24 protein-coding genes and 2 pseudogenes are annotated in these 20,808 nt (G+C 60.2%); 16 read left to right on the forward strand and 10 right to left on the reverse strand.

All coding sequences use genetic code 11. From position 1 onward, the window contains the following. Nucleotides 1-103: 103 nt before the first annotated feature. Nucleotides 104-517 carry a DUF6799 domain-containing protein gene (locus MUN79_RS04680; protein WP_244676623.1) on the forward strand — a complete coding sequence of 138 codons (414 nt, stop codon included), beginning with the start codon at nt 104-106 and terminating at the stop codon, nt 515-517. Nucleotides 518-601: 84 nt separating this feature from the next. On the opposite strand, the gene MUN79_RS04685 is transcribed toward MUN79_RS04680, so the two are convergent. The 3 genes from MUN79_RS04685 to MUN79_RS04695 are packed head-to-tail and all read right to left on the reverse strand — an operon-like array spanning nt 602 to nt 2,085. Next, on the reverse strand, nt 602-796 hold the full coding sequence (locus tag MUN79_RS04685; RefSeq protein ID WP_244676624.1) for a hypothetical protein: 195 nt from the start codon (nt 794-796) through the stop codon (nt 602-604). Nucleotides 797-838: 42 nt separating this feature from the next. Beyond that, nucleotides 839-1,231, reverse strand: coding sequence for a septal ring lytic transglycosylase RlpA family protein (locus tag MUN79_RS04690; RefSeq protein ID WP_244676625.1), 393 nt, complete (start codon nt 1,229-1,231; stop codon nt 839-841). An 11-nt stretch (nt 1,232-1,242) separates the two neighbouring features. Beyond that, the gene (locus MUN79_RS04695) at nt 1,243-2,085 is read right to left on the reverse strand and encodes a glycoside hydrolase family 25 protein (RefSeq protein WP_244676626.1); all 843 of its coding nucleotides are present in this window, start codon (nt 2,083-2,085) and stop codon (nt 1,243-1,245) included. Between the two features lie 143 nt (nt 2,086-2,228). Between MUN79_RS04695 and MUN79_RS04700 the strand changes: the two genes are divergently transcribed. From MUN79_RS04700 to MUN79_RS04710, 3 genes are all read left to right on the forward strand, one after another. After that, nucleotides 2,229-2,504, forward strand: a complete 276-nt coding sequence (locus MUN79_RS04700) for a VF530 family protein (RefSeq protein WP_244676627.1) — start codon at nt 2,229-2,231, stop codon at nt 2,502-2,504. A 108-nt stretch (nt 2,505-2,612) separates the two neighbouring features. Next, the gene (locus MUN79_RS04705; protein WP_244676628.1) at nt 2,613-3,053 is read left to right on the forward strand and encodes a hypothetical protein; all 441 of its coding nucleotides are present in this window, start codon (nt 2,613-2,615) and stop codon (nt 3,051-3,053) included. Nucleotides 3,054-3,136: 83 nt separating this feature from the next. After that, a complete protein-coding gene (locus MUN79_RS04710; RefSeq protein ID WP_244676629.1) occupies nt 3,137-3,460 on the forward strand; it encodes a hypothetical protein in 324 nt (107 codons plus the stop codon). Between the two features lie 108 nt (nt 3,461-3,568). Here the strand turns inward: MUN79_RS04710 and MUN79_RS04715 are convergent, their stop codons facing one another. Then, nucleotides 3,569-3,952, reverse strand: a complete 384-nt coding sequence (locus MUN79_RS04715; protein ID WP_244676630.1) for an Hsp20/alpha crystallin family protein — start codon at nt 3,950-3,952, stop codon at nt 3,569-3,571. Nucleotides 3,953-4,218: 266 nt separating this feature from the next. On the opposite strand from MUN79_RS04715, the gene MUN79_RS04720 reads away from it, so the two are divergent. Continuing rightward, entirely contained in the window at nt 4,219-4,995 is a 777-nt protein-coding gene (locus tag MUN79_RS04720) for a PPK2 family polyphosphate kinase (RefSeq protein WP_244676631.1), read from the forward strand. Nucleotides 4,996-5,046: 51 nt separating this feature from the next. Here the strand turns inward: MUN79_RS04720 and MUN79_RS04725 are convergent, their stop codons facing one another. Together MUN79_RS04725 and MUN79_RS04730 are read right to left on the reverse strand one after the other, a co-directional pair. Next, nucleotides 5,047-6,075, reverse strand: coding sequence for a Gfo/Idh/MocA family oxidoreductase (locus MUN79_RS04725; RefSeq protein WP_244676632.1), 1,029 nt, complete (start codon nt 6,073-6,075; stop codon nt 5,047-5,049). A 176-nt stretch (nt 6,076-6,251) separates the two neighbouring features. Next, nucleotides 6,252-8,024 (reverse strand): serine hydrolase domain-containing protein, encoded by a 1,773-nt coding sequence (locus MUN79_RS04730; RefSeq protein ID WP_244676633.1) that lies wholly within the window; start codon nt 8,022-8,024, stop codon nt 6,252-6,254. Nucleotides 8,025-8,632: 608 nt separating this feature from the next. On the opposite strand from MUN79_RS04730, the gene MUN79_RS04735 reads away from it, so the two are divergent. The 3 genes and pseudogenes from MUN79_RS04735 to namA all read left to right on the forward strand — a co-directional run bounded on the left by MUN79_RS04735 (nt 8,633) and on the right by namA (nt 10,874). Beyond that, on the forward strand, nt 8,633-9,046 hold the full coding sequence (locus MUN79_RS04735; protein WP_244676634.1) for a hypothetical protein: 414 nt from the start codon (nt 8,633-8,635) through the stop codon (nt 9,044-9,046). 55 nt (nt 9,047-9,101) lie between these two features. Next, entirely contained in the window at nt 9,102-9,707 is a 606-nt protein-coding gene (locus MUN79_RS04740; protein ID WP_244676635.1) for a pentapeptide repeat-containing protein, read from the forward strand. 97 nt (nt 9,708-9,804) lie between these two features. Then, nucleotides 9,805-10,874: pseudogene (namA, locus tag MUN79_RS04745) on the forward strand (NADPH dehydrogenase NamA). Nucleotides 10,875-11,029: 155 nt separating this feature from the next. Here namA and MUN79_RS04750 read toward each other — a convergent pair. Beyond that, nucleotides 11,030-11,431, reverse strand: a complete 402-nt coding sequence (locus tag MUN79_RS04750) for an NUDIX hydrolase (protein ID WP_244676636.1) — start codon at nt 11,429-11,431, stop codon at nt 11,030-11,032. A gap of 234 nt (nt 11,432-11,665) precedes the next feature. Here MUN79_RS04750 and MUN79_RS04755 point away from each other — a divergent pair, with 234 nt between their 5' ends. The 6 genes and pseudogenes from MUN79_RS04755 (at nt 11,666) to MUN79_RS04780 (ending at nt 15,751) form a co-directional block, all read left to right on the forward strand. Further along, entirely contained in the window at nt 11,666-13,066 is a 1,401-nt protein-coding gene (locus tag MUN79_RS04755) for a M13 family metallopeptidase (protein ID WP_244676637.1), read from the forward strand. 176 nt (nt 13,067-13,242) lie between these two features. After that, nucleotides 13,243-13,817: pseudogene (locus MUN79_RS04760) on the forward strand (M13-type metalloendopeptidase). 203 nt (nt 13,818-14,020) lie between these two features. Further along, nucleotides 14,021-14,209 (forward strand): hypothetical protein, encoded by a 189-nt coding sequence (locus tag MUN79_RS04765; protein WP_244676638.1) that lies wholly within the window; start codon nt 14,021-14,023, stop codon nt 14,207-14,209. A gap of 85 nt (nt 14,210-14,294) precedes the next feature. Then, the gene (locus MUN79_RS04770) at nt 14,295-14,564 is read left to right on the forward strand and encodes a hypothetical protein (RefSeq protein ID WP_244676639.1); all 270 of its coding nucleotides are present in this window, start codon (nt 14,295-14,297) and stop codon (nt 14,562-14,564) included. Then, nucleotides 14,528-15,268, forward strand: a complete 741-nt coding sequence (locus MUN79_RS04775; protein WP_244676640.1) for an alpha/beta fold hydrolase — start codon at nt 14,528-14,530, stop codon at nt 15,266-15,268. The genes MUN79_RS04770 and MUN79_RS04775 overlap by 37 nt, the downstream gene beginning before the upstream one ends. A 51-nt stretch (nt 15,269-15,319) precedes the next feature. Then, a complete protein-coding gene (locus MUN79_RS04780; RefSeq protein WP_244676641.1) occupies nt 15,320-15,751 on the forward strand; it encodes a hypothetical protein in 432 nt (143 codons plus the stop codon). On the opposite strand, the gene MUN79_RS04785 is transcribed toward MUN79_RS04780, so the two are convergent. Beyond that, entirely contained in the window at nt 15,748-16,284 is a 537-nt protein-coding gene (locus tag MUN79_RS04785; protein WP_244676642.1) for an NADPH-dependent FMN reductase, read from the reverse strand. The two genes, MUN79_RS04780 and MUN79_RS04785, sit on opposite strands and share 4 nt — an antisense overlap. 206 nt (nt 16,285-16,490) lie before the next feature. Between MUN79_RS04785 and MUN79_RS04790 the strand changes: the two genes are divergently transcribed. Both MUN79_RS04790 and MUN79_RS04795 read left to right on the forward strand, forming a co-directional pair. Further along, nucleotides 16,491-16,856, forward strand: a complete 366-nt coding sequence (locus MUN79_RS04790) for a BlaI/MecI/CopY family transcriptional regulator (protein WP_244676643.1) — start codon at nt 16,491-16,493, stop codon at nt 16,854-16,856. 14 nt (nt 16,857-16,870) lie between these two features. Continuing rightward, a complete protein-coding gene (locus tag MUN79_RS04795; RefSeq protein WP_244676644.1) occupies nt 16,871-18,169 on the forward strand; it encodes a M56 family metallopeptidase in 1,299 nt (432 codons plus the stop codon). Nucleotides 18,170-18,321: 152 nt separating this feature from the next. Here the strand turns inward: MUN79_RS04795 and aspA are convergent, their stop codons facing one another. Both aspA and MUN79_RS04805 read right to left on the reverse strand, forming a co-directional pair. Further along, entirely contained in the window at nt 18,322-19,728 is a 1,407-nt protein-coding gene (aspA, locus tag MUN79_RS04800) for an aspartate ammonia-lyase (RefSeq protein ID WP_244676645.1), read from the reverse strand. A gap of 161 nt (nt 19,729-19,889) precedes the next feature. Beyond that, the gene (locus MUN79_RS04805) at nt 19,890-20,753 is read right to left on the reverse strand and encodes a helix-turn-helix domain-containing protein (protein ID WP_244676646.1); all 864 of its coding nucleotides are present in this window, start codon (nt 20,751-20,753) and stop codon (nt 19,890-19,892) included. Nucleotides 20,754-20,808 lie beyond the last annotated feature (55 nt).

Consider the following 20,808-nt stretch of genomic DNA (forward strand, 5'->3'; position numbering starts at 1 on the left):
CAGGAAAAGATGGTTGTTGCGGAAGAGCCCGGAACTTTTGCCAGGATTTTGTATTTTACACTTCCGCTACCAAGCGCTCCTCTCTCACTTTAATGATTCTCTCATGAAGCTTCGTTTCTCCTTTTTGCTGACTCTCGGGCTAACCGTAGTTGGCGTGGCCGCCCAGGCCCAAACCAAAGTTGCGCCCCGCCGGGCAGTTGCCCCCAAGCCCAAAACCGTAGTACGGGAAGGTGTCACGATGAAAGACGGGGTGCTGATGCAGGAAGGCAAGGTGCTGCTGACCCAGCAGGGCCACACCACTGCTTTGACTGAGCCCGCGACCCTGACCAACGGCACCAAAATCATGGCTGATGGCACCGTAACCAAGCCCGACGGCAGTACCGTGACCCTGCAGGAAGGCGACATGATGTCGCTCAGTGGCCGCCTGACTACTAAAGCCATGAAAGCTGAGCAGGACAGCCTGATGATGATGGCTAAAAACGGCAAAGGCAAGATGAAGGCGAAGCGCAAGAACTAAGCTTTCCAGCACTTACTCCCAAACTACAAAAGCTCCGACGCAGGCTGCGTCGGAGCTTTTGTAGTTTGTAGGCAGGCCCAAAGGCTACAGGTGGGTGTAGTCCCGGAATATTTCGTGTACCTCGGCTTCGTCGCGGGCTTCCACTATTTCGTTGATAACGAACTGGATTTCAGCTTCGGTCCAGCCCTGAGCTTCGGCGGCCTTCACGAAAGCGCTGAGGTTGGTAAACCGGTCGGCCTCGGCGGGTTGGACCCATTTGACTTTTTTGCGGATGCGCATACGAGCAGCGGCTGGGTAAAGAGTGAGAAGATAATTCGGGTTCTAGCGTCGGCCTTTGGCCCGAACCACTTTAAGCTGCACGGGCGCCACGCCAGCATCGACGATGTCTATTTTACGAGCTGCCTTGCGTGAAAGGTCAATTACACGGCCTTTCGCGTGGGGTCCCCGGTCAGTAACGGTTACTTTGACCGAGCGGTTGTTGCGCGGGTTCGTCACCTTGACCACGGTACCGAAGGGCAGGGTATTATGAGCCGCCGTAAGCTTGTTTGGCCGATACGTGGTGCCGCTGGCCGTTTTGCGGCCGTTGAACTTGTCGGCGTAGTAGGAAGCGCCACCCGACTGGGTAAAGGCATTCTTGCTACCGCCGCAGCTGCTAAGCAAAAGCAAACCAGCCAGCAGGCCAACGACAGAGGAACGAAGCAGAGCAACAGTCATGAAAGCAGCGGTTAGTTGGATTTGCCGGAACGGGCAGCCGGAATGCGCAGGGCCAGCAGGCTCTCGAAATTACCCTGAAACACATTGAAGTCGACCGTGCCGCGGATTCCGGGAATGTAGGCTTCGTCGCTGTGCTGCCAGATAATCCACTTGTCGCGGGGCAATTTGGGGCTTTCGACCTCGTAATGGGCCAGCCAGAGCGGGTAGTCGTCGAAGTGCCCGGCCAGGTGGCGCTTATAAAAGCTGTAGTTGGAGTACAGAATGGGTTTCACCCCGTAGTGGCGCTCTACCAGCCGCAGCCAGGTGCCCACGCCCCGCCGCATCACGGCTACGTCGTGAAACTCGGGTGCTTCCACATCCAGCACCGGCGGCAGGTCGCCGGCCTCCAGTGGTACGGTGCGGGTAAACAGGTTGGCTTGTTTGGCGCCGTCGTAGTTGGGCTGAAAGTAATGGTAAGCGCCGCGGTAAATACCCGCCGCCCGGGCGCCTTTCCAGTTGCGCTGAAAGCGGGAGTCGCGCAGGGTAACGCCCTCACTGGCTTTGATGAAAGCAAAGCGCACGTTGTGCTCGGCTACGGTCGCCCAGTCAACCTTGCCCTGGTACGAGGATACATCGATACCGTGCACCGAGTAGCCCGTCAGCAGTGGGGTTTTTTCGCGGCCCGTGAGGCTGCCGGCCCTGAAGCTGGCGTAGGCCCGGCGGGCGTAGCGGTGAATCTGGCGCTGGTAGCGCAGGTAGCCGGCCAAGCCCAGAATCCCTATAGCCAGTACGGCCAGGCCCAGATAGCGGCGCCAGGAAGAAGCGCGGCGGCGCGAAGCAGGTCGTCGGGAAGGTTTATTCATGAGGGTCGCCATGCCAAAGGTAACGAACAAGTTTAAGCCAATGATGTGCAAAAGCCGGCAAAAACCCATCTTCCCCGCCTCCCGGCTGCCGTTGGCTACGTAGATACAAGCGCTTTTCAGCACCTTTGTGGTTCCTGCTAAACGCCTTTTGCTTTATGGCTCAGCCCAACCCCAACGAAGTTCGTGACGAATCCGGCCACCTCATTCGGGAGCTGCACGGCGTCACGCTGGCTCAGATTCTGGAGTATCTGGTAGCCCACTACGGCTGGCCGGGCCTCGACGAGCGAATCAAGGTTAACTGCTTCGCAGTCAATCCATCCGTAAAGTCCAGCCTGACGTTTCTGCGCCGTACGCCCTGGGCCCGAACTAAGGTGGAAGATTTGTACGTGCGGGCCCGCACGGCTGAAATTCTGGGCCGGCAGCTTCCGTAAAGAACAGCGAGCTGCCGGGGCGGGAATAGTGGCTGAGTTTTCTGGTATAGTTCTTGGCTGGCCTTGGACAACACAAAGAAATCCTCTCTCACTCTCCCTCCTTTCAACATGAAAAACCGCACGCACAACTTCTTCAGCGCTCTGCTTTTCGCCGGCTTATTGGTTGCTGGCAGCTCCGTTCAGGCCCAGAACAATAGAATTGGAGGCGCGGTACAAAACGGTAACGGGGCCTACGTGCTGAAAACCGACCGGCAGGAATGCATGACGAATACCTTGCTGGGTCTGCCCACACTGCCGGCTACGTCCTGCGTGACGATGACCCAGGAGAAGTTTATCGTAACGCCCAGCGGCAACTCCTCGGCCGTATGGCGCGGTATGGTTCCCGAAGGGCAGCGCCCGGCGCAGCGCGTGGTGTTCAACTCAACCTACGTTGAAGTATTCGAAGGGCCCACCAAAGGCCTGACCTACAACACGGTGGCTACCACGGAGCCTTCCGGAGCCGTCACCCTCACCTTTGACCGGAAGCCCAACGGCAAAGGCAAGAAATAGTCGGCCTTACCCGTCAGACCAGTACCGCCCGTCGGCCAGTGGAATATCCGCTGGCCGACTTGTTTTTGTAGCTTAGGGCTGCAATGGCTGAAATCAAACAAAAATCCGGGCCCGGGGAGCTACTGCTGGGCGCGGTCCTGTTCGTCGCGTTTGAAACCGCGGCCTATTACCTGCTGCGCTGGCTGACCTCAGGCCTGGGCATGGCCGACCAGTTTCAACCCGAAAACACCATCGTCAGCAACTGGGTAAAAACGGTGGTGTTTCTGCTGTTGTACCTGGTGCTGGTAGTCGCGGCCGTGCTGGTGCTCAGCAACCGGCTGCCGCGGCGTTACCGCGGGCAGGTGATGGGGTGGTTTTATCTGTCGCTACTGCTGGGTTTCGTGCTGCTGATTCCACTGTTTGGCTAGAAGCCAACTCAAGAAGGCAATAAAAAAGCCACTGCGGAGGCAGTGGCCAAGTGGAACAATGGTGTCGGTCGGCCCCGACGGTATGAAGAATGCAGCAGGAGCAGATTCCTAGCGCTGCTTGATTTCAATTTCGCGTTTCTGGGCGGCAGCATCCTTGAAGGGGATGCGCACCTGCAGCTCACTGCCCTTGTGCACCGCGTCGATGCGGGTCAGGTCGAGATTGGCGGGCAGGTCCAGGCTCTGGGCAAACAGCGGAGCTGCTACCTGATCCTCGGGCGTGTGGCGATACTCGCAGTACACCGTCAGGCGGGAGTTGTCGAGCACTACGTGGAAGTTTTCGGGACGTACGGCCGGAATTGCCACCCGAATCACCACGCCCTGCTCGCGCTTATCCACACGCACTACCGCCTGGGCCGTGCCTCCACCTAACGTGTTGAGCAGGTCGAGCTGGGGGGCGATGTTGCGAATAAACTCTTTGCTAATCAGATTCATGGCTAGTTTTCCTTTCTTGGTTGACTGCTTAAATACAAACGCTGTACCAACCCGTTTTAAGCCACGTTAAGTAGCCAAAGCAGCCATATTGACCGCCGCAAGCTCCTCAATGCCTTATATTTCGGCCAATGTGGCATGCATAATTGGCCGGACTTTCCGTGTGCTTGCCACCTTGACGTCGTTCAGTCTAGCAGTTGCTGGTCAATAGTCTTTTCCCAGACGCCGCTCGTATAGTTGACTTCCTTAGCTATTACCCGCCATTATATATGAAAGACTCCGCCTCCTTCGATTTGCTTACTGCCGATAGCAAAGCCCCTTCAAAAGTACATAAGGATGATATTCAGCGCGAAACGGAGCGAATCCGGCAGGACCTGGTAGAGTTGCAGGACCGGCTCTACGCCGAAAACCGCCGTAGCGTGCTGGTTATTCTGCAGGGTATGGATGCCAGCGGGAAAGATGGGCTGATTCGTAAGGTATTCAGCGGGCTCAACCCCCAGGGCGTGCGGGTCCACGCCTTCAAGGAGCCGACTACCGAGGAGCTAGCCCACGACTTTCTGTGGCGGGTACATCAGCAGGTGCCGCGCCATGGCATGATACAGGTGTTCAACCGTTCCCACTACGAAGACGTGCTCATTACGCGGGTCGAGAAGCTCATCACCACGGAGGAAGCCCGCCGGCGCTTTACGGCCATCAATGCCTTCGAAAAGCTTCTGCAGCAGGCCGGTACTACGGTTCTGAAGTTTTACCTGCACGTATCGGAGCAGGAACAGCGCGAGCGGCTGCAGGAGCGCATCAGCGACCCGGCCAAGCAGTGGAAGTACGAGGCCGGCGACGAGACCAAGGCGCTGAAATGGCCCCTGTACCGGGCCGTGTACGAAGACGTGTTCCGCCACTGCAGCCCCGAAAGCTGCCCCTGGCACCTGGTACCCGCCGACCAGAACTGGTACAAAGCCTACGTGGTAGCCAAAGCCCTACGCGACGCCCTGCGCGAAATGGACCCGCAATACCCAGTCAGCAAGCTGGAGCGGCCCAAACAGGTGTAAGCCCACTACAGGCAGGCGTAGCGTGAGCCACGCCTGCGGATTTAATTAAGCCTATAGCGCCCAGAGGTCGTCGGCTTGGGCCAGAATTTCATTTTGCCACAGCAGCTGCTCTTCCCGAATAGGATAGGGCTCACCGTGGCGAATGGTGTGGTACACGGCCTCGAACAAACCTGTGTAGTCGCCTTTCGCGGCAGGCAGAACCGTGGTCGTTTTCACGTCATTGCCGCCGGCAATAGTCAGGGTGCCGGCTTGGTCGGCGGGCTCCAGGCCGTACTCGGGGGCCAGGGGCGAGAGGCCAGCCAGCAGTTGGGCTTCCTGAACGTCGCTGCGGTTTTTGCGGAAGCTGCCCTGGGTGCCATGCACCACAAAGGCCGGCAACGGGTCGGCAATCAGCAGGCCGGATACTAAGGATACCGTGAAGCCCGAGTATAGCAGTTGGATGGAGAAGTAGTCGTCGACCTGGGTGCCCGTGCGGAAGCGGCCAGTGGTTTTGCGCGTTTTTAGGGGCTGACCGAAGAGGCTGATGGCCTGGTCAATCAGGTGGGGCCCCAGGTCGTATACCAAGCCGCTGCCGGGCAGGGGCGTTTCCTTGAACGGCTTGGGATTCAGCGTCGTCTTGAACCGGTCGTAGCGGAAGGTAACTTCCACCAGCCGGCCCAGCTGCCCGCTTTCGATAACATGCTTAACTAGCTGAAAGTCACTGTCCCAGCGGCGGTTCTGGTAAGCCAGTAGGTGCTTGCCCTGCTGCTGGGCCAGGCCCCACAGCTCCCGCACCTCATCGGGCGACGTGGCCACGGGCTTTTCCAGCAGCACGTGCTTGCCGGCCAGCAGGGCCTGGCGGGTGAAGTCGGCGTGGGTGTTGCTGGGCGTGTTTACGACCACCAGCTCCAGGCTGTCGTCGGCCAGCAAGGCTTCCACGCTGTCGTAGCTCACCACTTCAGGATACTGCTGCCGGGCTTCTTTGCGGCTACGCTCCGTCACGGCACTGAGCACAAAGCCGGGGTGGGTGGCAACAAAAGGGGCGTGAAAAACCTTGCCCGACATACCGTAGGCCAGCAGGCCCGTGCGAATCTGTGTCATAGTTGAAGCGAAAAGCGGGGCTGGCCTTTGGCAGGACCCCGCAACGGACGCATGCGTTACGCCCGGCTGGTACCCGAAAGTACACGTGCCGGCCGGACTTTTACGCCGCTTATACGCTCAACTTCCCGCAAAGACAAAAACTGTCGGCAACTAAGCCTTGCAGGCAAACGCCAACCTTAGGCGCGGGCAAACCACTTCAGCCAGCTCCAGCCCTTGGAGTGCTGCTTGCTGAGCTGAGGTTCGGCCCCGTCGGTGGAGGCAGGCTTGGTAGCGGGCAAAGGCTTTTTGCCGGCAGCTTTGCTGACGTTGAGGCTCTTGGTCGAGCGGCTGGCTGCCGTTGCCTTTTTACCAGTAGAGCGGCTGCGCTTGGCCAACAAGGACGGTGCCGCAGGCGTGTGAAACTGCCAGGAGGGGTTGCCATCCAGGGCATACATGGCCTGCTGGCCGGTGGTGTCGTTCTGGAAATACTCCACCACCCGGGCGTAATACGTCTTGTTGGGCGCCAGATTTCGGATGGTCACGGTGCTGTCGGTGCCGGCGGCTACTACGTAGGTTCCCTTGCTCAGGGCCGAGCCGTGGCCAAAAGCAGCATCGGCGGCGTAGCTGGTGCCGTCGTGGGGCAGGGTTTCGACTGGGCTGCCCTCCCGCACTACCACGAGGCGACGGCTGCCGTTGCCGTTGGTCCAGCGTAGGGCGGCGGTGGTGGGCTGGGTGGCCGTGGCACGCAGGGTAGCGGCGTTCTGTGCCGGCGGGAAAAAGTCCTGTTCGGGCCACTCGGTGGCGCCTTCCACGCACTCCCAGCCCAGCTTTTCCAGGTCGTTCCAGAAACGGTTGGGGTTGGCGCGGCTGTTGAGCAGAATGGCCCAGGTGTAGCCGTCGGCCGTTTGGGCCACGCAGCTGGCCGTGCCTTCTAAGCTGCCGGTGTGCCAGTTCACCTTCTTGCTGACCATCCAACCCTTGGCATAGTGGCGGTTGTTTTCGGAAGGCTCCATCATCTGAGCCAGGGTTGTGGGCGCCAGCACGTCGGGCTGGGTGGGGTTGCCGTCGGTGGCCAGCATCAGACGTACCAGGTCCCGGGCCGTAAACAGCCAGCCGCCGTGTGCATTCATGGCCTCAATGTTCCAGGTGCCGTAGGCGGCCGGCACTTCCTTGCCGGTGCCATAGCAAGACAGCCGGTGCTCTTTGCTGAAGTATTCGGCTTCCCGCTCGTTCTTGTTCGTCAGCAGGTTGCGGCCCAGGTGTGCTTCGTGAATTCCGGCCGGGGCCAGAATATGCTCCTGCACCCAGGCCTCGTAGGGCTGCCGGGTTATCTGCTCCAGAATCTTGCCCAGCACGAGGTAGCCTACGTTGGAATAGGCATAGCGGGCTCCGGGCTTGAAGTCGAGGCCCTTGCTGAGCAGAAAGCGCACCATGGTAGAGTCGCCCACCGGGTTGGGCACGCTCAGCGCGTCGGCCACGTGCAAGGGGAAGTCGATGGGGTCGGAGGTGTTGTAGCCGTCCACGCCGTTGTTGCGGTTCCAGCCGGCGCTGTGCTCCAGCAGCTGCTGCACCGTAATGTCGTAGATCCGCTCGTCCTGAATGGCGCCGGTGTAGTACGCCGACTGCAAATAGCCCTCGGGCCCAAAGGCCTTGTGCTGCAGATCAATGCGGCCTTCTTCTACCAGCTTCATAATGGCTGTGGCCGTCACCGGCTTCGACACGCTGGCCACCCGCAGCAGGTGGGATGGGCGCATGGGTTCGGTGCGGGCCAGGTCGGCGTAGCCGAAAGCCCGGCTGTAGACCAGCTTGCCCTGCCGGCTGATGGCTACCGAGGCGCCCGGAATTTTCCAGCGCTTCATAAACTGCTCAATGGCGGCGTCGCAGTGGGCCAGCTGCGGCGTAGAGGCCCCCGTTTGAGCTAGCGCGGGAAAAGCTAGCAGCCCTAGTAGCAGGGCCAGTATTTTCTTCACAAATCCAACTTGGCAAGTAACACGCTGAACCACCGGTTTGCGGACCGGATAGTCTTTCGACTGAACTACAAGTTTATTGGATTATTTCGAAGAAATGGCAAGCTGTTAAAAAGAATAAATTGTAATTTTTGTAGTTAAACAGACGTTTTATGGGTTGGTATTTAGTCAATAAGGTTTCTTGTTGTGATTTAGAAGGATGAAGCCGGAATAAGTTGAATATAATTATGGCGCTATGAGCAGCTTGCCCGACTCAAGCTATTGCTTCTCCCCTGCTGTACTGCTAGCCAGTCAAAATACCCACAAGTAGGTATTGCGGAAGCTCGTCAAAGGAAGCAATATTGGGTTGGGGCCAGGGCTGGGCTACAGGAGGTTCCTGCAAGCTTCTTGGGTTTGGTTTACGGTCCTTTTTCAGCAGAAAACCAGGTATATGGCGCCTCGGCGCCAGTTCCGGGCAAGTAGTGGTTGGGGTCATCTGGGCTCAACCCGCTTGTTTACAGGCGCGGGGCTTTGTCCCGTGCCTGTTTTTGTTGGCGGCTCCCGGCGAAATTTTCCGGCCGGGGTTCTTACTTGTAGCCTGGGCGCGTAGCTTTGCCCGCTACCCGCCGCCCATGCCTCTGCCTCCCGTTCCCGATTTTCTGACGCTCACCTTCCGTCCCGATCTGAATGTGCTGCTAGTGCGTTGGCAGCGCCTGATTTCGGTGGCGGAAATGCAGCAGGGCTACCTGGTTTTGCTGGAATACGCCGCCGAGCACGGCTGCCGGCACTGGCTGCTCGACGGCCGCCGGCGCTTCAATACTGACCGAGAAGGTGCCCAGTGGATGCTGAGCACATTTTTGCCCCAGCTCCAGCCCCGCCTGCACCAGCGTACTTATCTGGCCTACTTGCTGGCTCCCGTAAACCTGCGCGACCAGGACGCCGACGCGGCTTTTCCGCCCGCGACCTACTTCGGGGGCAAGCCTTTTCTGGCCGAGCGGTTTGTGGAGGAAGGCGAGGCTGTGCGCTGGCTGCAGCAGCAACCCTAGCCCGGCTTTTGCCCCGGTTACCCTTCCCTTTTATCTTCTGAACTACCTTCTTGCTATGAAGCAGCGTCGAGCGAAGCCGACCGGCCGGCCCACCGTATTTCCCGCCGAAAACCGTTTTGAGCGTTGGGACGCCCGTACGCTGGCAGCTCAGCCCGAAACCGAGTTTGAGCAGTGCCACTTTATCGGCTGCGACTTCTCCGGGGCCCAGTTCAGCCAGCTCCGGTTTGCCGACTGCCTGTTTGAGCGCTGCAATCTGTCATCGGCGGCCATGGCGGGGGCCAGCCTGCAGAACGTAGCGTTTACCGACTGCAAGTTGTCGGGAGTGCAGTTTGCGGCCTGCCGCGACTTCCTGTTCGAAGTTCATTTCCAGGGCTGCCAGCTGCATTATGCCTCTTTCTTTGGCAAGAAGCTGCGCAACACCCGGTTTGTGACCTGCTCTCTGACCGATGCTGACTTTACCAGTGCCGACCTGACCGACGCCGTGTTTCAGGACTGCACCCTGCGCGGCACCGTGTTCCGCAACACCCAGCTCGTGGGGGCCGACTTTACCACCGCCTCCGAGTTCAGCATCGACCCCGACGGCAACACCCTGACCAAGGCCCGCTTCACGCTGACAGGTCTGCTGGGCCTGGTTGGCAAGTATGGGATAATCGTGGAATAAGCGCCGGACGAAGACGAATTGGCGGTGCGGCTAGCTGAGTAGCCAAAACCTGCGCCTCCCCAATTCGGTTTAACCCACCTACTCAACCTGTATTGCTATGGCCAGTCTCTTTACGCCGCTTACGATTCGCGGCCTCACGATTAAAAACCGCATCACTGTGTCGCCGATGTGCATGTACAGCAGCCGCGACGGGTTCGTCAACGACTGGCACCTGGTGCATCTGGGCAGCCGGGCGGTGGGCGGTGCGGGCCTGATTATCACCGAGGCCACGGCCGTGTCGCCGGAAGGCCGCATCACCCCGACGACTTGGGCATCTGGAGTGATGAGCACCTGCCGGGCCTGAAGCGCATCACCAGTTTTCTGGCTGAGCACGGGGCCGCGGCCGGCATTCAGCTGGCGCACGCCGGCCGCAAAGCCAGCACCTTCACGTCCTGGAAAGGCAGCGGTGTAGTGCCCGAGGAGGAAGGCGGCTGGCAAACTGTGGCGCCCAGCGCCGTGCCGTTTCACGCGGGCCAGCCCGAACCCGCGGCCCTCGACCAGGCCGGAATAGATAAAGTCATTGCCGACTTCCGGGCGGCCACGCTGCGGGCCCTGGCGGCCGGCTTTCAGGTAATCGAGCTGCACGCGGCCCATGGATACCTGCTGCACGAGTTTCTTTCGCCCCTGAGCAATGCCCGCACCGATGCCTACGGCGGCTCGTTTGAAAACCGCTGCCGGCTGCTGCTGCAAATCGTGGACATGACCCGTGCCGAGTGGCCCGCCGAGTATCCCCTGTTTGTGCGCATCTCGGCCACCGACTGGACCGAAGGCGGCTGGACCACCGAAGACTCTATTGACCTGGCCAAGCTGCTCAAAGACCGGGGCGTCGACCTGATTGACTGCTCCACCGGCGGCAACGTGCCCACGGCCCAGATTCCGGTGGGGCCCGGTTACCAAGTGGAGTTTGCGGCCCGGGTCCGGCAGGAAGCTGATATTCTGACCGGCGCCGTGGGTATTATCACCAACGCCCAGCAGGCCGAAAGCATCGTGGCCAGCGGGCAGGCCGACCTGGTGCTGCTGGCCCGCGAAATGCTGCGCGACCCGAACTTCCCGCTTCACGCCGCCCAGGAGCTGGGAGTAGACGTGGAGTGGCCCGTGCAATACGCTCGCGCCAAGCGTCATAAGTAGCTTCGGCGGGAGCTGTCAGCCTGAGCAGAGCGAAAGACCTTTCTCTGCGGACTGCCACCACTCTTACATAATAGCAAAAGCCCTTTACCAGCGCCGTGGTGGAGGGCTTTTTGCGTTGAATGGCGTTTGCCAAAGGGGGAGAACAGTATCCTTTGCTACTCAGCTATTTGCCCGGCCTCGCGCAGCCAGTCCAATATCAGCTGATCGACGGGTGACACGCGGGGACGGTCCTGGTAGGTGAGCCACGTTACTTCCTCGATTTCGGCGGCGGGCTGCAGCGTACCCCGGTACTCGGCCGCGTAGCAGAGCATGCGCACCAGAATACCGGCGGCGTGGCCGTGGGCCTGGGCCTCGAAGGTGCCCAGGTAGCGCAGGCTGCCGGGCTCAAGCTCCACGGTCAGCTCCTCCCGGATTTCCCGAATCAGAGTTTGGGCATCGGTTTCGCCGGCTTCGCGCTTGCCACCGGGAAAATAGTAGCGGTCCTTGCCCCGGCTGCGGGTACTCAGCACCCGGCCTTCGTGCAGATGCAGCCAAGCTACTTTGTCGATGATGTTCATGCGGGATACTGGAAAACGGCCAGGTACTATATAGGAGTGGCGGGCAAAGATAACCGCCGGCAATGCAGCCCTGCGCTGGCAACGCTGTCTTTGGCGCGACCTGCGCCAGCAGCCACCCAGTGGGCCGGTTTTGCCGGGAGTTGCAGCCTTGGTGCTTATCTTCCCGGAACCAAGCCGGGCTGCGGGTTGTCGCCCGGTTGAAGCTGCTCTTTTTCTGCCTTTCCTTTACTCTGCATGATGACCAACAAAAACCAACTCTTACTAGCCTTGGGTGCCCTGGGCACCGCCGCCGGCCTCACGCTGGCCGGCTGCGCTGCCAGCGGCCCGGCTTCCACGGCTGCTGCCACCACTACCCCCGACGCCACGGCTACCGCTACGGCCTCCACAACGACGACCGCAGCGCCCGGCTCCTTGCCCTCCGTGCCCGGCGTGGGCCTCGATGTGACGAACATCGACAAGTCGGTGTCGCCCTGCGACAACTTCTTCCAGTACGCTTCCGGCACCTGGCTTAAGAACAACCCGGTGCCCGCCGCCGAGTCGCGCTGGAGCTCCTGGAACCAGCTCATCAACCAGAACGAAACCGTGATGCGGCAAATTCTGGTGGAGGCTGCCGCCAACCGCTCGGCCGCCAAGGGCTCTAATGCCCAGAAAGTAGGCGACTTCTACGCCTCGGCCATGGATTCGATGGCTATTGAAAAAGCCGGTCTCAAATACCTCAAGCCCGAGTTGGACCGCATTGCCGGCATCAAGGACCTCAAAGGCCTGCAGGCTTCGCTGGCCCGCCAGCAGATGCTGCAAACCCGCTCGGTACTGGGCGTGGGCGTGCGCCAGGACCGCAAGAAAAGCACGGAGTATGCCGTCTATATGTCGCAGGGCGGCCTCACCCTCCCCGACCGCGACTACTACCTCAAGGACGATGCGCGCTCCAAGCAGATTCGCTCGGCCTACATGACCTACCTGACCAACATGTTCAAGCAGCTCGGCGACAACGAAGCCACGGCTACCAAGAACGCGAATACCGTAGTGCGGCTCGAAACCCGGCTGGCTAAGGCTTCCAAGGACCGCGTAGCCCTGCGCGACCCCTACGCCAACTACAACAAGATGACCGTGGCCGAGGCCAACAAGCAGTTCCCCAACCTGGGCGTAACCAGCCTGTTGCAGCAGCTCGGTCTGGGCTCGGCCAAGGAAGTAATTGTGGGTCAGCCCGAGTTCCTGAAAGAAGCCAGCACGGCCTTGCAGTCGGAGCCCCTGGGCGACTGGAAAACCTACCTGCGCTGGCACATGGTCAACTCGGCGGCTTCGGCTTTGCCCAAGGCCTACAACGACGAGTCGTTCCGCTTCACCCAGGCCTTGACCGGCGCCAAGGTGCAGCAGCCCCGCTGGAAGCGCATGCTGCGCGCCACCGACGCCACCCTGGGCGAAGCGTTCGGTCAGCTCTACGTGGACAAGGCCTTCTCGCCCGAAACCAAGCAGAAGGCTCTGGAAATGGTGAACAACATCAAGACGGCTATGGCTGAGCACATTCAGGGCCTCGACTGGATGAGCACCGCTACCAAGACCGAAGCCCTGAAAAAGCTGAATTCCTTCACCGTCAAAATCGGCTACCCGACAAGTGGAAGGACTACTCGGCCCTGAACATGTCGCGCGAGTCGTACCTGCAGAACGTGCTGGCCGCCCGCATGTGGGAGTATAAGGACAACGCTCAGAAATACGGCAAGCCGATTGACCGCGGCGAGTGGGGCATGACCCCGCCCACGGTGAATGCCTACTACAACCCGGCCATGAACGAAATCGTGTTCCCGGCCGGCATCATGCAACCCCCGTTCTTCGACCCCAAGGCCGACGACGCGGTTAACTACGGCGGCATGGGCGCCGTTATCGGCCACGAAATTACCCACGGTTTCGACGACCAGGGCCGGCAGTCGGATGCGGAAGGCAACCTGCGCGACTGGTGGACCAAGGAAGACGCCGACAACTTCACCAAGCGCGCCAACATGGTAGGCGCCCAGTACTCAGCCTTCTCGCCCCTGGACTCGGTGTTTGTGAACGGCAAGCTGACCATGGGTGAAAACCTGGCCGACTTCGGCGGTCTGGCCCTGGCTTACTCAGCCCTGGAAAAGCAGCTGCAGCAGAAGTACGGCTCGAACCCCCGCCCCAACTACGACGGCTTCACGCCCGAGCAGCGCTTTTTCCTGAGCTGGGCCCAGGTGTGGCGTACCAACGCCCGCCCGAATACCTGCGCCAGCAGGTGCTCACCGACCCGCACTCCCCAGCTCAGTACCGCACCAACGGCCCGCTGCAGAACATGACGCAGTTCTATGAGGCCTTTGGCTGCAAGGATGGCAAAATGGTGCGCGCCGAAAACGAGCGGGCTAAAATCTGGTAAGCTTTCCGGCTTCCTCAGTGCCCAGAAAGGCGCTCCGTATTGCACGGGGCGCCTTTTTTGTGCTTCAGCTTACAAGCCCAGGTTAACCGGGCAGGCCACGGCTGTCGTAGAACGGCCTACAGCAACCTGCCCGCCATGCCCTGCACCCCCAGCTAGACCAGAAGCTCAGCAAGCTCTACGAGCCCTCCACCTCCATCGACGACGTGTTCAAGGGTCACGACATTACCTTCGTAACCAACGAGCATGGGGAACCGGTGCTGCTCTTCATCGGCAAGCGCCGGCCCGACGGCATCATTGCCGGGGAGCGGTACACCCGCACCATTAAGCGGCAGCCCGATGGCGTGGCGGTAAAGTCGAGCCACTGGGACCTGAAGGGCAAAACCCAACGCTGAGCAGGTAGCAGAACAACGGACGGATAGCAGAGCAGAATTTTTATATTCAGCCCTGACTTTTCTGCTCATCCGTTATTCTACTGCCATGGTATCTGTTTGCTCTCACTCCCGTTGGTTTGCCTGGCTTCTGGGTCTGATATTGCTACTATGCTCGACGGCGCAGCCCGCCGCAGCCCAAAAGAAAGCCGCCCTGGCCAATGGCACGCCCGCCATTACCACCACCGACGGCGTGAAGCTCTACACCAAAGTGGCGGGCAAGGGGGTGCCCTGTGTGTTTGTGCACGGGGCCCCGGGGCGGGCAGCTACGGCATCGAAGCGTTGGCAGGCAAAACCCTGGAGCAAAGCTTCCAGATGATTTACCTGGACCAGCGCGGCAGCGGCCGTTCCGCCTCCGACCCGGCCAAGAACTACGCCATTGAGCGCCTGGTGCAGGACTTGGAGGATGTGCGCCAACAGCTTGGCCTGGAGAAGTGGGTGGTTATGTCGCACTCTTTTGGTGGTATTATTGCCACAGCCTACGCCAGCAAGTACCCCGAGCGGGTGCAGGGACTGGTGCTGGCAAACAGCATTTTGAACCTGCCCGCTTCCATGGAAAGCACGGCCACCAACGGCTACAAGCTGCTGCCCGAGGCCAGCCGTCCGCCCCTGGACCCGGCCGCTCCTCTACCCCAGCGCTTCGGCATGGTGATGGGCCTGCTGGGGCAGCAAGGGCTGATGAATAAGTTTATGTACGCCAACGACTCCACTCCGGCCCACCTGAATCGGGCCATGAAGGGCGTGCCGGCCAACCGCGACTTTGCCACCACGCTGTTTCAGGGTCCCGCTATTCAGGGCTACGTGCAGGATATGACGCCGGGTACGGCCGCGCTGAAGATGCCGGTACTGGTCATAGCGGGCCGCGACGACTACATGGTAGGCCCCGACCACCATAAGTCATTCCGGTTTCCCAGCCTGCAGGTGGTTGAGGTGCCCGGCAAGCATTATTCCTTGCTTGAAAATCCTACCGAGGTCAAGCAGGCCTTGGCTGCTTTCGTGAAGAAGCTGCCCCGCAAAGCCTAGGCAACCCGCGCGGCCGGAATGTGCGTATGTTGCGGCTCCCAAACCCTGCCCATGAGCTCTGAACCGATTTCCGAACTGCTGCACCTGGTTTACCGCCCCGACCTTAACATCTTCGTGGGCCGCTGGGGCTACCAGCCTGAGATTGAACAGCTGCCAGCCGTGTATGAGGAGCTGCGGCGGCTGGGCGAGGAATCGGGCTGCCGCTTCTGGCTCCAGGATATCCGGCGCCGCAGCTTCAACGACCCGGCCACCACCCAGTGGCTACTCACCGATTTTTTCCCCGCCATAGGCCGCCGCTTGGGTGGGCAGCTGTGCGTAGCCTATCTGGCCAGCCCCACGCTGAAAGAAGCCATAATGGCTGGCCCCAGCTTCCGCAGCCCCGAATTCTACGACCAGGAACCCTTCGTCGTGGCTTTTTTCGGCGACGAGGGCGAGGCCATCAGCTGGCTCCACGAGCGGCAGCGCCGCGCAGGTCTGCGCTAAACCGCCCGGCAGGCCCGTATCAGAGCGGCTACAGTTTCCCGCAGTTGCTGCCGGGTTGCCTCATCCGTCACTTCGCCGGCGGCATTAAGCTTGGTGCGCACTCCCGCAATCAGTAGGCTGGCGTCCTCCGCGATGCGCGTATTCAGGGCCGTCAGCGTGAGCAGCAGGGATGCATGGGCTTTGTCGCCGCCCAGAAAGCTGGGCGAAGCACTCATAACAGCCACGGGCTTATGCGTCATAAGGGTAGTTGAAACCAGCCAGTCCAGGGCATTTTTAAAAGCGCCGGGCACTCCGTAGGCATATTCCGGCGTGCAGAATAGGATACCGTCGGCCATGGCCAAAGCCTGCCGCAACGTGATTACGGCCGGCGGCAGCGGGTCGGCATCCAGCTCCGGACTAAAGTGGGGCAGACCGGCCAGTCCCTCGTAGAAGCTGAACTGCACATCGGCCGGAGCCAGGGCCGCAGCGGCCCGCAGCAGCTGACCGGTAGTGGATGCTGGGCGTAGGCTGCCGCCAAAAGCAAGAAGGTGCATAAGAAACAGAAATGGCGAGCTGCGAAGTAACGCTAATTGGGAAAAGCAAACCCTACACTGCGGCAAGCAGTAGCGCCAGATAGAACCGAATACTGGGTATCTGTCTATAAATAAACTGTTTGAAAAAATAAAGAGCAGTTTTAGCTAGTCCATTTACTCTTTATTACGAAAATATCGTAGTATTACGAAAGATTCGTAATTGACTTATGGAAAAGCTAACCCAACCCGAAGAAGAGGCCATGCAGGTGCTCTGGAAGCTCGACGGCGGCTTCACGAAAGACGTGCTGGAACTGTTGCCCGAGCCCCGGCCGCCCTACACCACGCTGGCCTCTACCATCCGCAATCTGGAGCGCAAAGGCTACCTGCGGGCCGAGAAGCTCGGCAACTCCTTCCGGTACTCTCCCCTCATTAAGGCCGAAGACTACCGCAAGCGGTTTATGTCAGCCTTCGTGGGCGACTATTTCCGCAATTCCTACAAGGAGCTGGTGACGTTTTTTGCCAAGGAGCAGAAAATCAGCGCGGCCGAGTTGCAGGACATCATCCGCATGATTGAAAACGGCGAGGCCAAGTAAGCATGCCGGCGCCCTTGCTTTATCTGTTGCAGGCCAACGTGGCTTTGTTGCTGTTCAGTGTACTCTACTACGGCCTGCTGCGGCCCCTTACGTTCTATTCGCTCAACCGGGGCCTGTTGGTTTTTGCCCTGCTTTTCGCGGCCGGGTATCCGCTGGTAGACGTAACCTCGCTTCTCCCGCTAGAGAAGCAGGCTGGCCCCGGGCTGCCTGCTGCCGTGGCCGACTGGCACAGCATAGCCTTAGCCTGGACGCCTCGCGCCACCGCAGCTACCACCGTCGGGCGCTGCTTGCTGATCGGCTATGCTGCAGGTGCTGGGCTGTTGTTGGTCCGCTTAAGCTTGCAGTTGGCCGGGTTATACGGTGTGCATCGGCGCAGCCGGCCCGCGGTGGTAGCCGGGCAGGTGGTGCGGGCCGTGCCGGAGCCGGTCAGCGCGTTTTCCTTCTGGCAGACCATCTACCTGAACCCGCGGCAATACGAGCCCGATGAGCTGGCTGTGGTGCTGCGCCACGAGTTGGTGCACGTGCGGCAGTGGCACACGCTCGATACCCTGCTGGCTCACCTGGGCGTGGTGGTTTTCTGGTGCAACCCCGCCGCCTGGCTGCTCCGGCGCGCCATTGCCGAAAACCTGGAGTTTACCACCGACCAACGCCTGCTGAGCTCGGGCCAGGTGGATAGCAAGCAATATCAATACAGCCTACTGCGGGCCAGCACGCGGGCAGTGGGTAATGCTTTAGTTAATCATTTTCATTTTTTAACCCTTAAAACCCGGATTGCCATGATGAACAAGCAACAATCGTCGCGGCTGCAGCTGGCCAAGTACCTGCTGCTCGCGCCCCTCACCCTAGGCTTGACCCTCACGTTTGCCGGCGCCAAAACGGCCCCAGCCACCACTGCCCTGCCGCAAACGGCCGCCGGTCTGCCCGCGGAGGCCGTGTACTACATTGACGGCAAGCCCGCTACCAAAGCCGCCGTCGACCAGCTCAACCCCAATGACATTGCCAGCATGAATGCCCTGAAAGGCGAAAGTGTGGGGCAAGTATTGGGCACTACCGGTGCCACGGAGGCCATCCTGATTACGACCAAGCAGCATGAAAATGCCCCGGAAGTAGTGGCCCTGAACCGCAAGCTCAACGGCTTAGTGGACCTGACCGGCAAGCTGCTGCTCATCGGCGACAAGGAAGTAGGGCGGCCGGAGTTTCAGCGGCAGCTGGCAGCTCAAACCCAGCAGGTAACGCCCCTCAGCGCCAAGGATGCTCAGCAGCGCTTTGGGGCCCGCGGAAAAAACGGCGCGGTCATTATTGCGGCGCAATAGTCAGAAACAGCCTGCCGCCCCATCGGAGAGGGTTGGGCGGCGGGCCATTGTAAGTGAACGGATAGTTACGGAAGTATAGGATAACGTATAAAAGCCAACGGGCAGCCCGTGTGAAACGGGCTGCCCGTTGGCGCGTCGGAACCAGGCCGGTACTACTGGATGAAGTGCGGGCGAATCAGGTTTTCGAAAGTGAAGATTTCGTCCCACTTATCCTGGCTCAACAAGTGCCGCTCGGTTACGGCCACGTCGTACACCGTCTTGCCGGTGCGCAGGGCTTCCTTGGCAATTTCGGCCGAGGTTTCGTAGCCCAGCACGGGGTTGAGCTGGGTCACGATGCCGATGCTGTTGCGCACGAGCTGCTCGGCGTGGGCCACGTTGGCCGTAATACCCAGCACGCATTTCTCGCGCAGGGTCCGGCAGGCATTGGTCATGTAGGAAATGGACGTGAACAGGGCAAAGGAAATTACCGGCTCCATCACGTTGAGCTGCAACTGCCCGGCCTCAGCCGCCATGGTCACTGTCAGGTCGGCCCCGATGACGTAGAAAGCCGTCTGGTTTACCACTTCGGGTACCACCGGATTCACCTTGCCGGGCATGATGCTGGAGCCCGGCTGCAAGGGCGGCAGGTTGATTTCGTTGAAGCCCGTGCGCGGCCCCGAGGAAAGCAGGCGCAAATCGTTGCAGATCTTGGAGAGCTTCACGGCCGTGCGCTTGAGTACGCCCGAGAGCTGCACGTAGGCGCCGGTATCGTAGGTAGCCTCAATCAAGTCGCCGGCCAGCACCAGCTCCAGGCCCGTGATGGTGCGCAGGTGCTCGGTCACCAACTCGGCGTAGCCATCCGGAGCATTTACCCGGGTACCGATGGCCGTGGCCCCCATGTTGATTTCACTGATGAGGCGGCGGCTGTCCTCGATGCGGAGCAGCTCCTCGCGCAGGTTGGTAGCAAAGGCCCGGAATTCGTCGCCCATGCTCATGGGTACGGCATCCTGCAGCTGGGTGCGGCCCATCTTGAGTACGTTGCGAAACTCGTCGCCTTTCTGGGCAAAGGCATCGGCCAGGTCGCCCAGGGTTTGCGCGTAGCCGACGAGCTTGTTGCTCAGCGCAATGCGGAAGGCGGTAGGATAAGCGTCGTTGGTGCTCTGGGAGCAGTTGACGTGGTTGTTGGGGTGGCAGAACTCGTACTGGCCTTTCTCATGGCCCATCAGCTCCAGGGCCACGTTGGCAATAACCTCGTTGGCGTTCATGTTGACCGACGTACCAGCTCCGCCCTGAATCATGTCCGTCAGAAACTGTCCATCATATTCCCCAGAGGCTACCTTGTCGCAGGCGGCGGCAATGCAGTCGGCAATATTTGGGTCGAGCACACGCAGGTCCCGGTTGGCCAAGGCCGCGGCTTTCTTTACGTAGGCCAACGACTGTACAAACAGCGGCTCGGTACGTAGTGGAATACCGGTGATGTTGAAGTTTTCCAGGGCCCGCAGGGTCTGGATGCCGTAGTACGCCTCGTTGGGAATGCTTCGCTCGCCAAGGAAGTCGTGTTCAAGCCGGGAATTTTTCATGGGAAGTACAATCAGGGGTAGGTTCCTTCTACGTAAGCAGAGGAGCTTGGGCGGGAAATAAGGTCAACAGGAAGTCGGTAAGGGACCACACCGAAAACACCGTGGTTACCAGGCCGCAAGTTCGGCATTTTTGCCTTCTTGCTTCCGCAGTAGCCGGTGGACTAGCTCACCGGCACCACGCCTTTCTGCTCCCGATAAGCGGAGGGCGTGAGGCCGGTGAGGCGGCGAAACGTGCGGTTGAAGTGCGACAGGTTGTTAAACCCGCTGGCGTAGCTGACCTCCGTAATGGGTAAGTCCTGGAGCAACAGTAGCCGGGCGTGGCTGATGCGGTACTCCTGCAGAAAGTTGGTGAGCGTCTGGCTGGTCATCTTCTTGAAGTAGCGGCAAAACGCGGGCACCGACAGGTTGGCCACGTCGGCCAGCTCCTGCACCGTGATGGGCTCGGCAAAGTGCTCCTGAATGTACTGGTAGATGCGGCCCAGACGCTTCTGCTCCTTCACCTGCACGCCCCCGGAAGTGCCCATGTGGGCGTGCAGCTCGGTCACGTCGGCGGCATCGGCCAGGGTGTAGAGTACCTGCAGCAGGGTGAGCAGCCGAATCGGGGCCGGCTGCTCCATCATCCGGCGCAGGGCGTCGCCCACGGCCGCCCGGGTTTCGGGCCCGAAAGACAACCCCTGGGCCGAGCGCACAAAGAGCTGCTGCACTGCTGCCAGCTCGGGCCGCTGCAGGAAGGTGTCGCCCAGGAAGTCGGCCCGCAGCTGTACTACTACTTGCTCGAAGGGCCCGTGCTGCTCGTGACTGAAGCTCAGGTGAGGCAGGTTGGGGCCCATAAACAACAGCTCCCCGCCTTCGTAGCGCGACACGTGCTGCCCGATGTGGCGCCGCCCGCTGCCCTGCGGGATGTAGAGCAGCTCGTATTCGGGGTGGTAGTGCCACAGAATTCCTCCTTCCTCGGCCTCCGTGTAGTGCAGCAGCCGAAAGGAGCTGCCGGCCGTGGGCTGTATCTGTTCAAACTCGAGCTTCATACTTTGTTAACCCAGAAATGCTTTGCGGAATCGATTTCGGAACAAAGTTAGGTAA

The organism is Hymenobacter cellulosilyticus (genome assembly GCF_022919215.1).
Taxonomy (GTDB): domain Bacteria; phylum Bacteroidota; class Bacteroidia; order Cytophagales; family Hymenobacteraceae; genus Hymenobacter; species Hymenobacter cellulosilyticus.

Excerpts from the sequence above, each read along its gene's own strand:
- MUN79_RS04680 (WP_244676623.1), top strand. The coding sequence starts at position 104 with ATGAAGCTTCGTTTCTCCTTTTTGCTGACTCTCGGGCTAACCGTAGTT.
- MUN79_RS04685 (WP_244676624.1), bottom strand. The coding sequence starts at position 796 with ATGCGCATCCGCAAAAAAGTCAAATGGGTCCAACCCGCCGAGGCCGAC.
- MUN79_RS04690 (WP_244676625.1), bottom strand. The coding sequence starts at position 1,231 with ATGACTGTTGCTCTGCTTCGTTCCTCTGTCGTTGGCCTGCTGGCTGGT.
- MUN79_RS04695 (WP_244676626.1), bottom strand. The coding sequence starts at position 2,085 with ATGGCGACCCTCATGAATAAACCTTCCCGACGACCTGCTTCGCGCCGC.
- MUN79_RS04700 (WP_244676627.1), top strand. The coding sequence starts at position 2,229 with ATGGCTCAGCCCAACCCCAACGAAGTTCGTGACGAATCCGGCCACCTC.
- MUN79_RS04705 (WP_244676628.1), top strand. The coding sequence starts at position 2,613 with ATGAAAAACCGCACGCACAACTTCTTCAGCGCTCTGCTTTTCGCCGGC.
- MUN79_RS04710 (WP_244676629.1), top strand. The coding sequence starts at position 3,137 with ATGGCTGAAATCAAACAAAAATCCGGGCCCGGGGAGCTACTGCTGGGC.
- MUN79_RS04715 (WP_244676630.1), bottom strand. The coding sequence starts at position 3,952 with ATGAATCTGATTAGCAAAGAGTTTATTCGCAACATCGCCCCCCAGCTC.
- MUN79_RS04720 (WP_244676631.1), top strand. The coding sequence starts at position 4,219 with ATGAAAGACTCCGCCTCCTTCGATTTGCTTACTGCCGATAGCAAAGCC.
- MUN79_RS04725 (WP_244676632.1), bottom strand. The coding sequence starts at position 6,075 with ATGACACAGATTCGCACGGGCCTGCTGGCCTACGGTATGTCGGGCAAG.
- MUN79_RS04735 (WP_244676634.1), top strand. The coding sequence starts at position 8,633 with ATGCCTCTGCCTCCCGTTCCCGATTTTCTGACGCTCACCTTCCGTCCC.
- MUN79_RS04740 (WP_244676635.1), top strand. The coding sequence starts at position 9,102 with ATGAAGCAGCGTCGAGCGAAGCCGACCGGCCGGCCCACCGTATTTCCC.
- MUN79_RS04750 (WP_244676636.1), bottom strand. The coding sequence starts at position 11,431 with ATGAACATCATCGACAAAGTAGCTTGGCTGCATCTGCACGAAGGCCGG.
- MUN79_RS04755 (WP_244676637.1), top strand. The coding sequence starts at position 11,666 with ATGATGACCAACAAAAACCAACTCTTACTAGCCTTGGGTGCCCTGGGC.
- MUN79_RS04770 (WP_244676639.1), top strand. The coding sequence starts at position 14,295 with ATGGTATCTGTTTGCTCTCACTCCCGTTGGTTTGCCTGGCTTCTGGGT.
- MUN79_RS04780 (WP_244676641.1), top strand. The coding sequence starts at position 15,320 with ATGAGCTCTGAACCGATTTCCGAACTGCTGCACCTGGTTTACCGCCCC.
- MUN79_RS04785 (WP_244676642.1), bottom strand. The coding sequence starts at position 16,284 with ATGCACCTTCTTGCTTTTGGCGGCAGCCTACGCCCAGCATCCACTACC.
- MUN79_RS04790 (WP_244676643.1), top strand. The coding sequence starts at position 16,491 with ATGGAAAAGCTAACCCAACCCGAAGAAGAGGCCATGCAGGTGCTCTGG.
- aspA (WP_244676645.1), bottom strand. The coding sequence starts at position 19,728 with ATGAAAAATTCCCGGCTTGAACACGACTTCCTTGGCGAGCGAAGCATT.
- MUN79_RS04805 (WP_244676646.1), bottom strand. The coding sequence starts at position 20,753 with ATGAAGCTCGAGTTTGAACAGATACAGCCCACGGCCGGCAGCTCCTTT.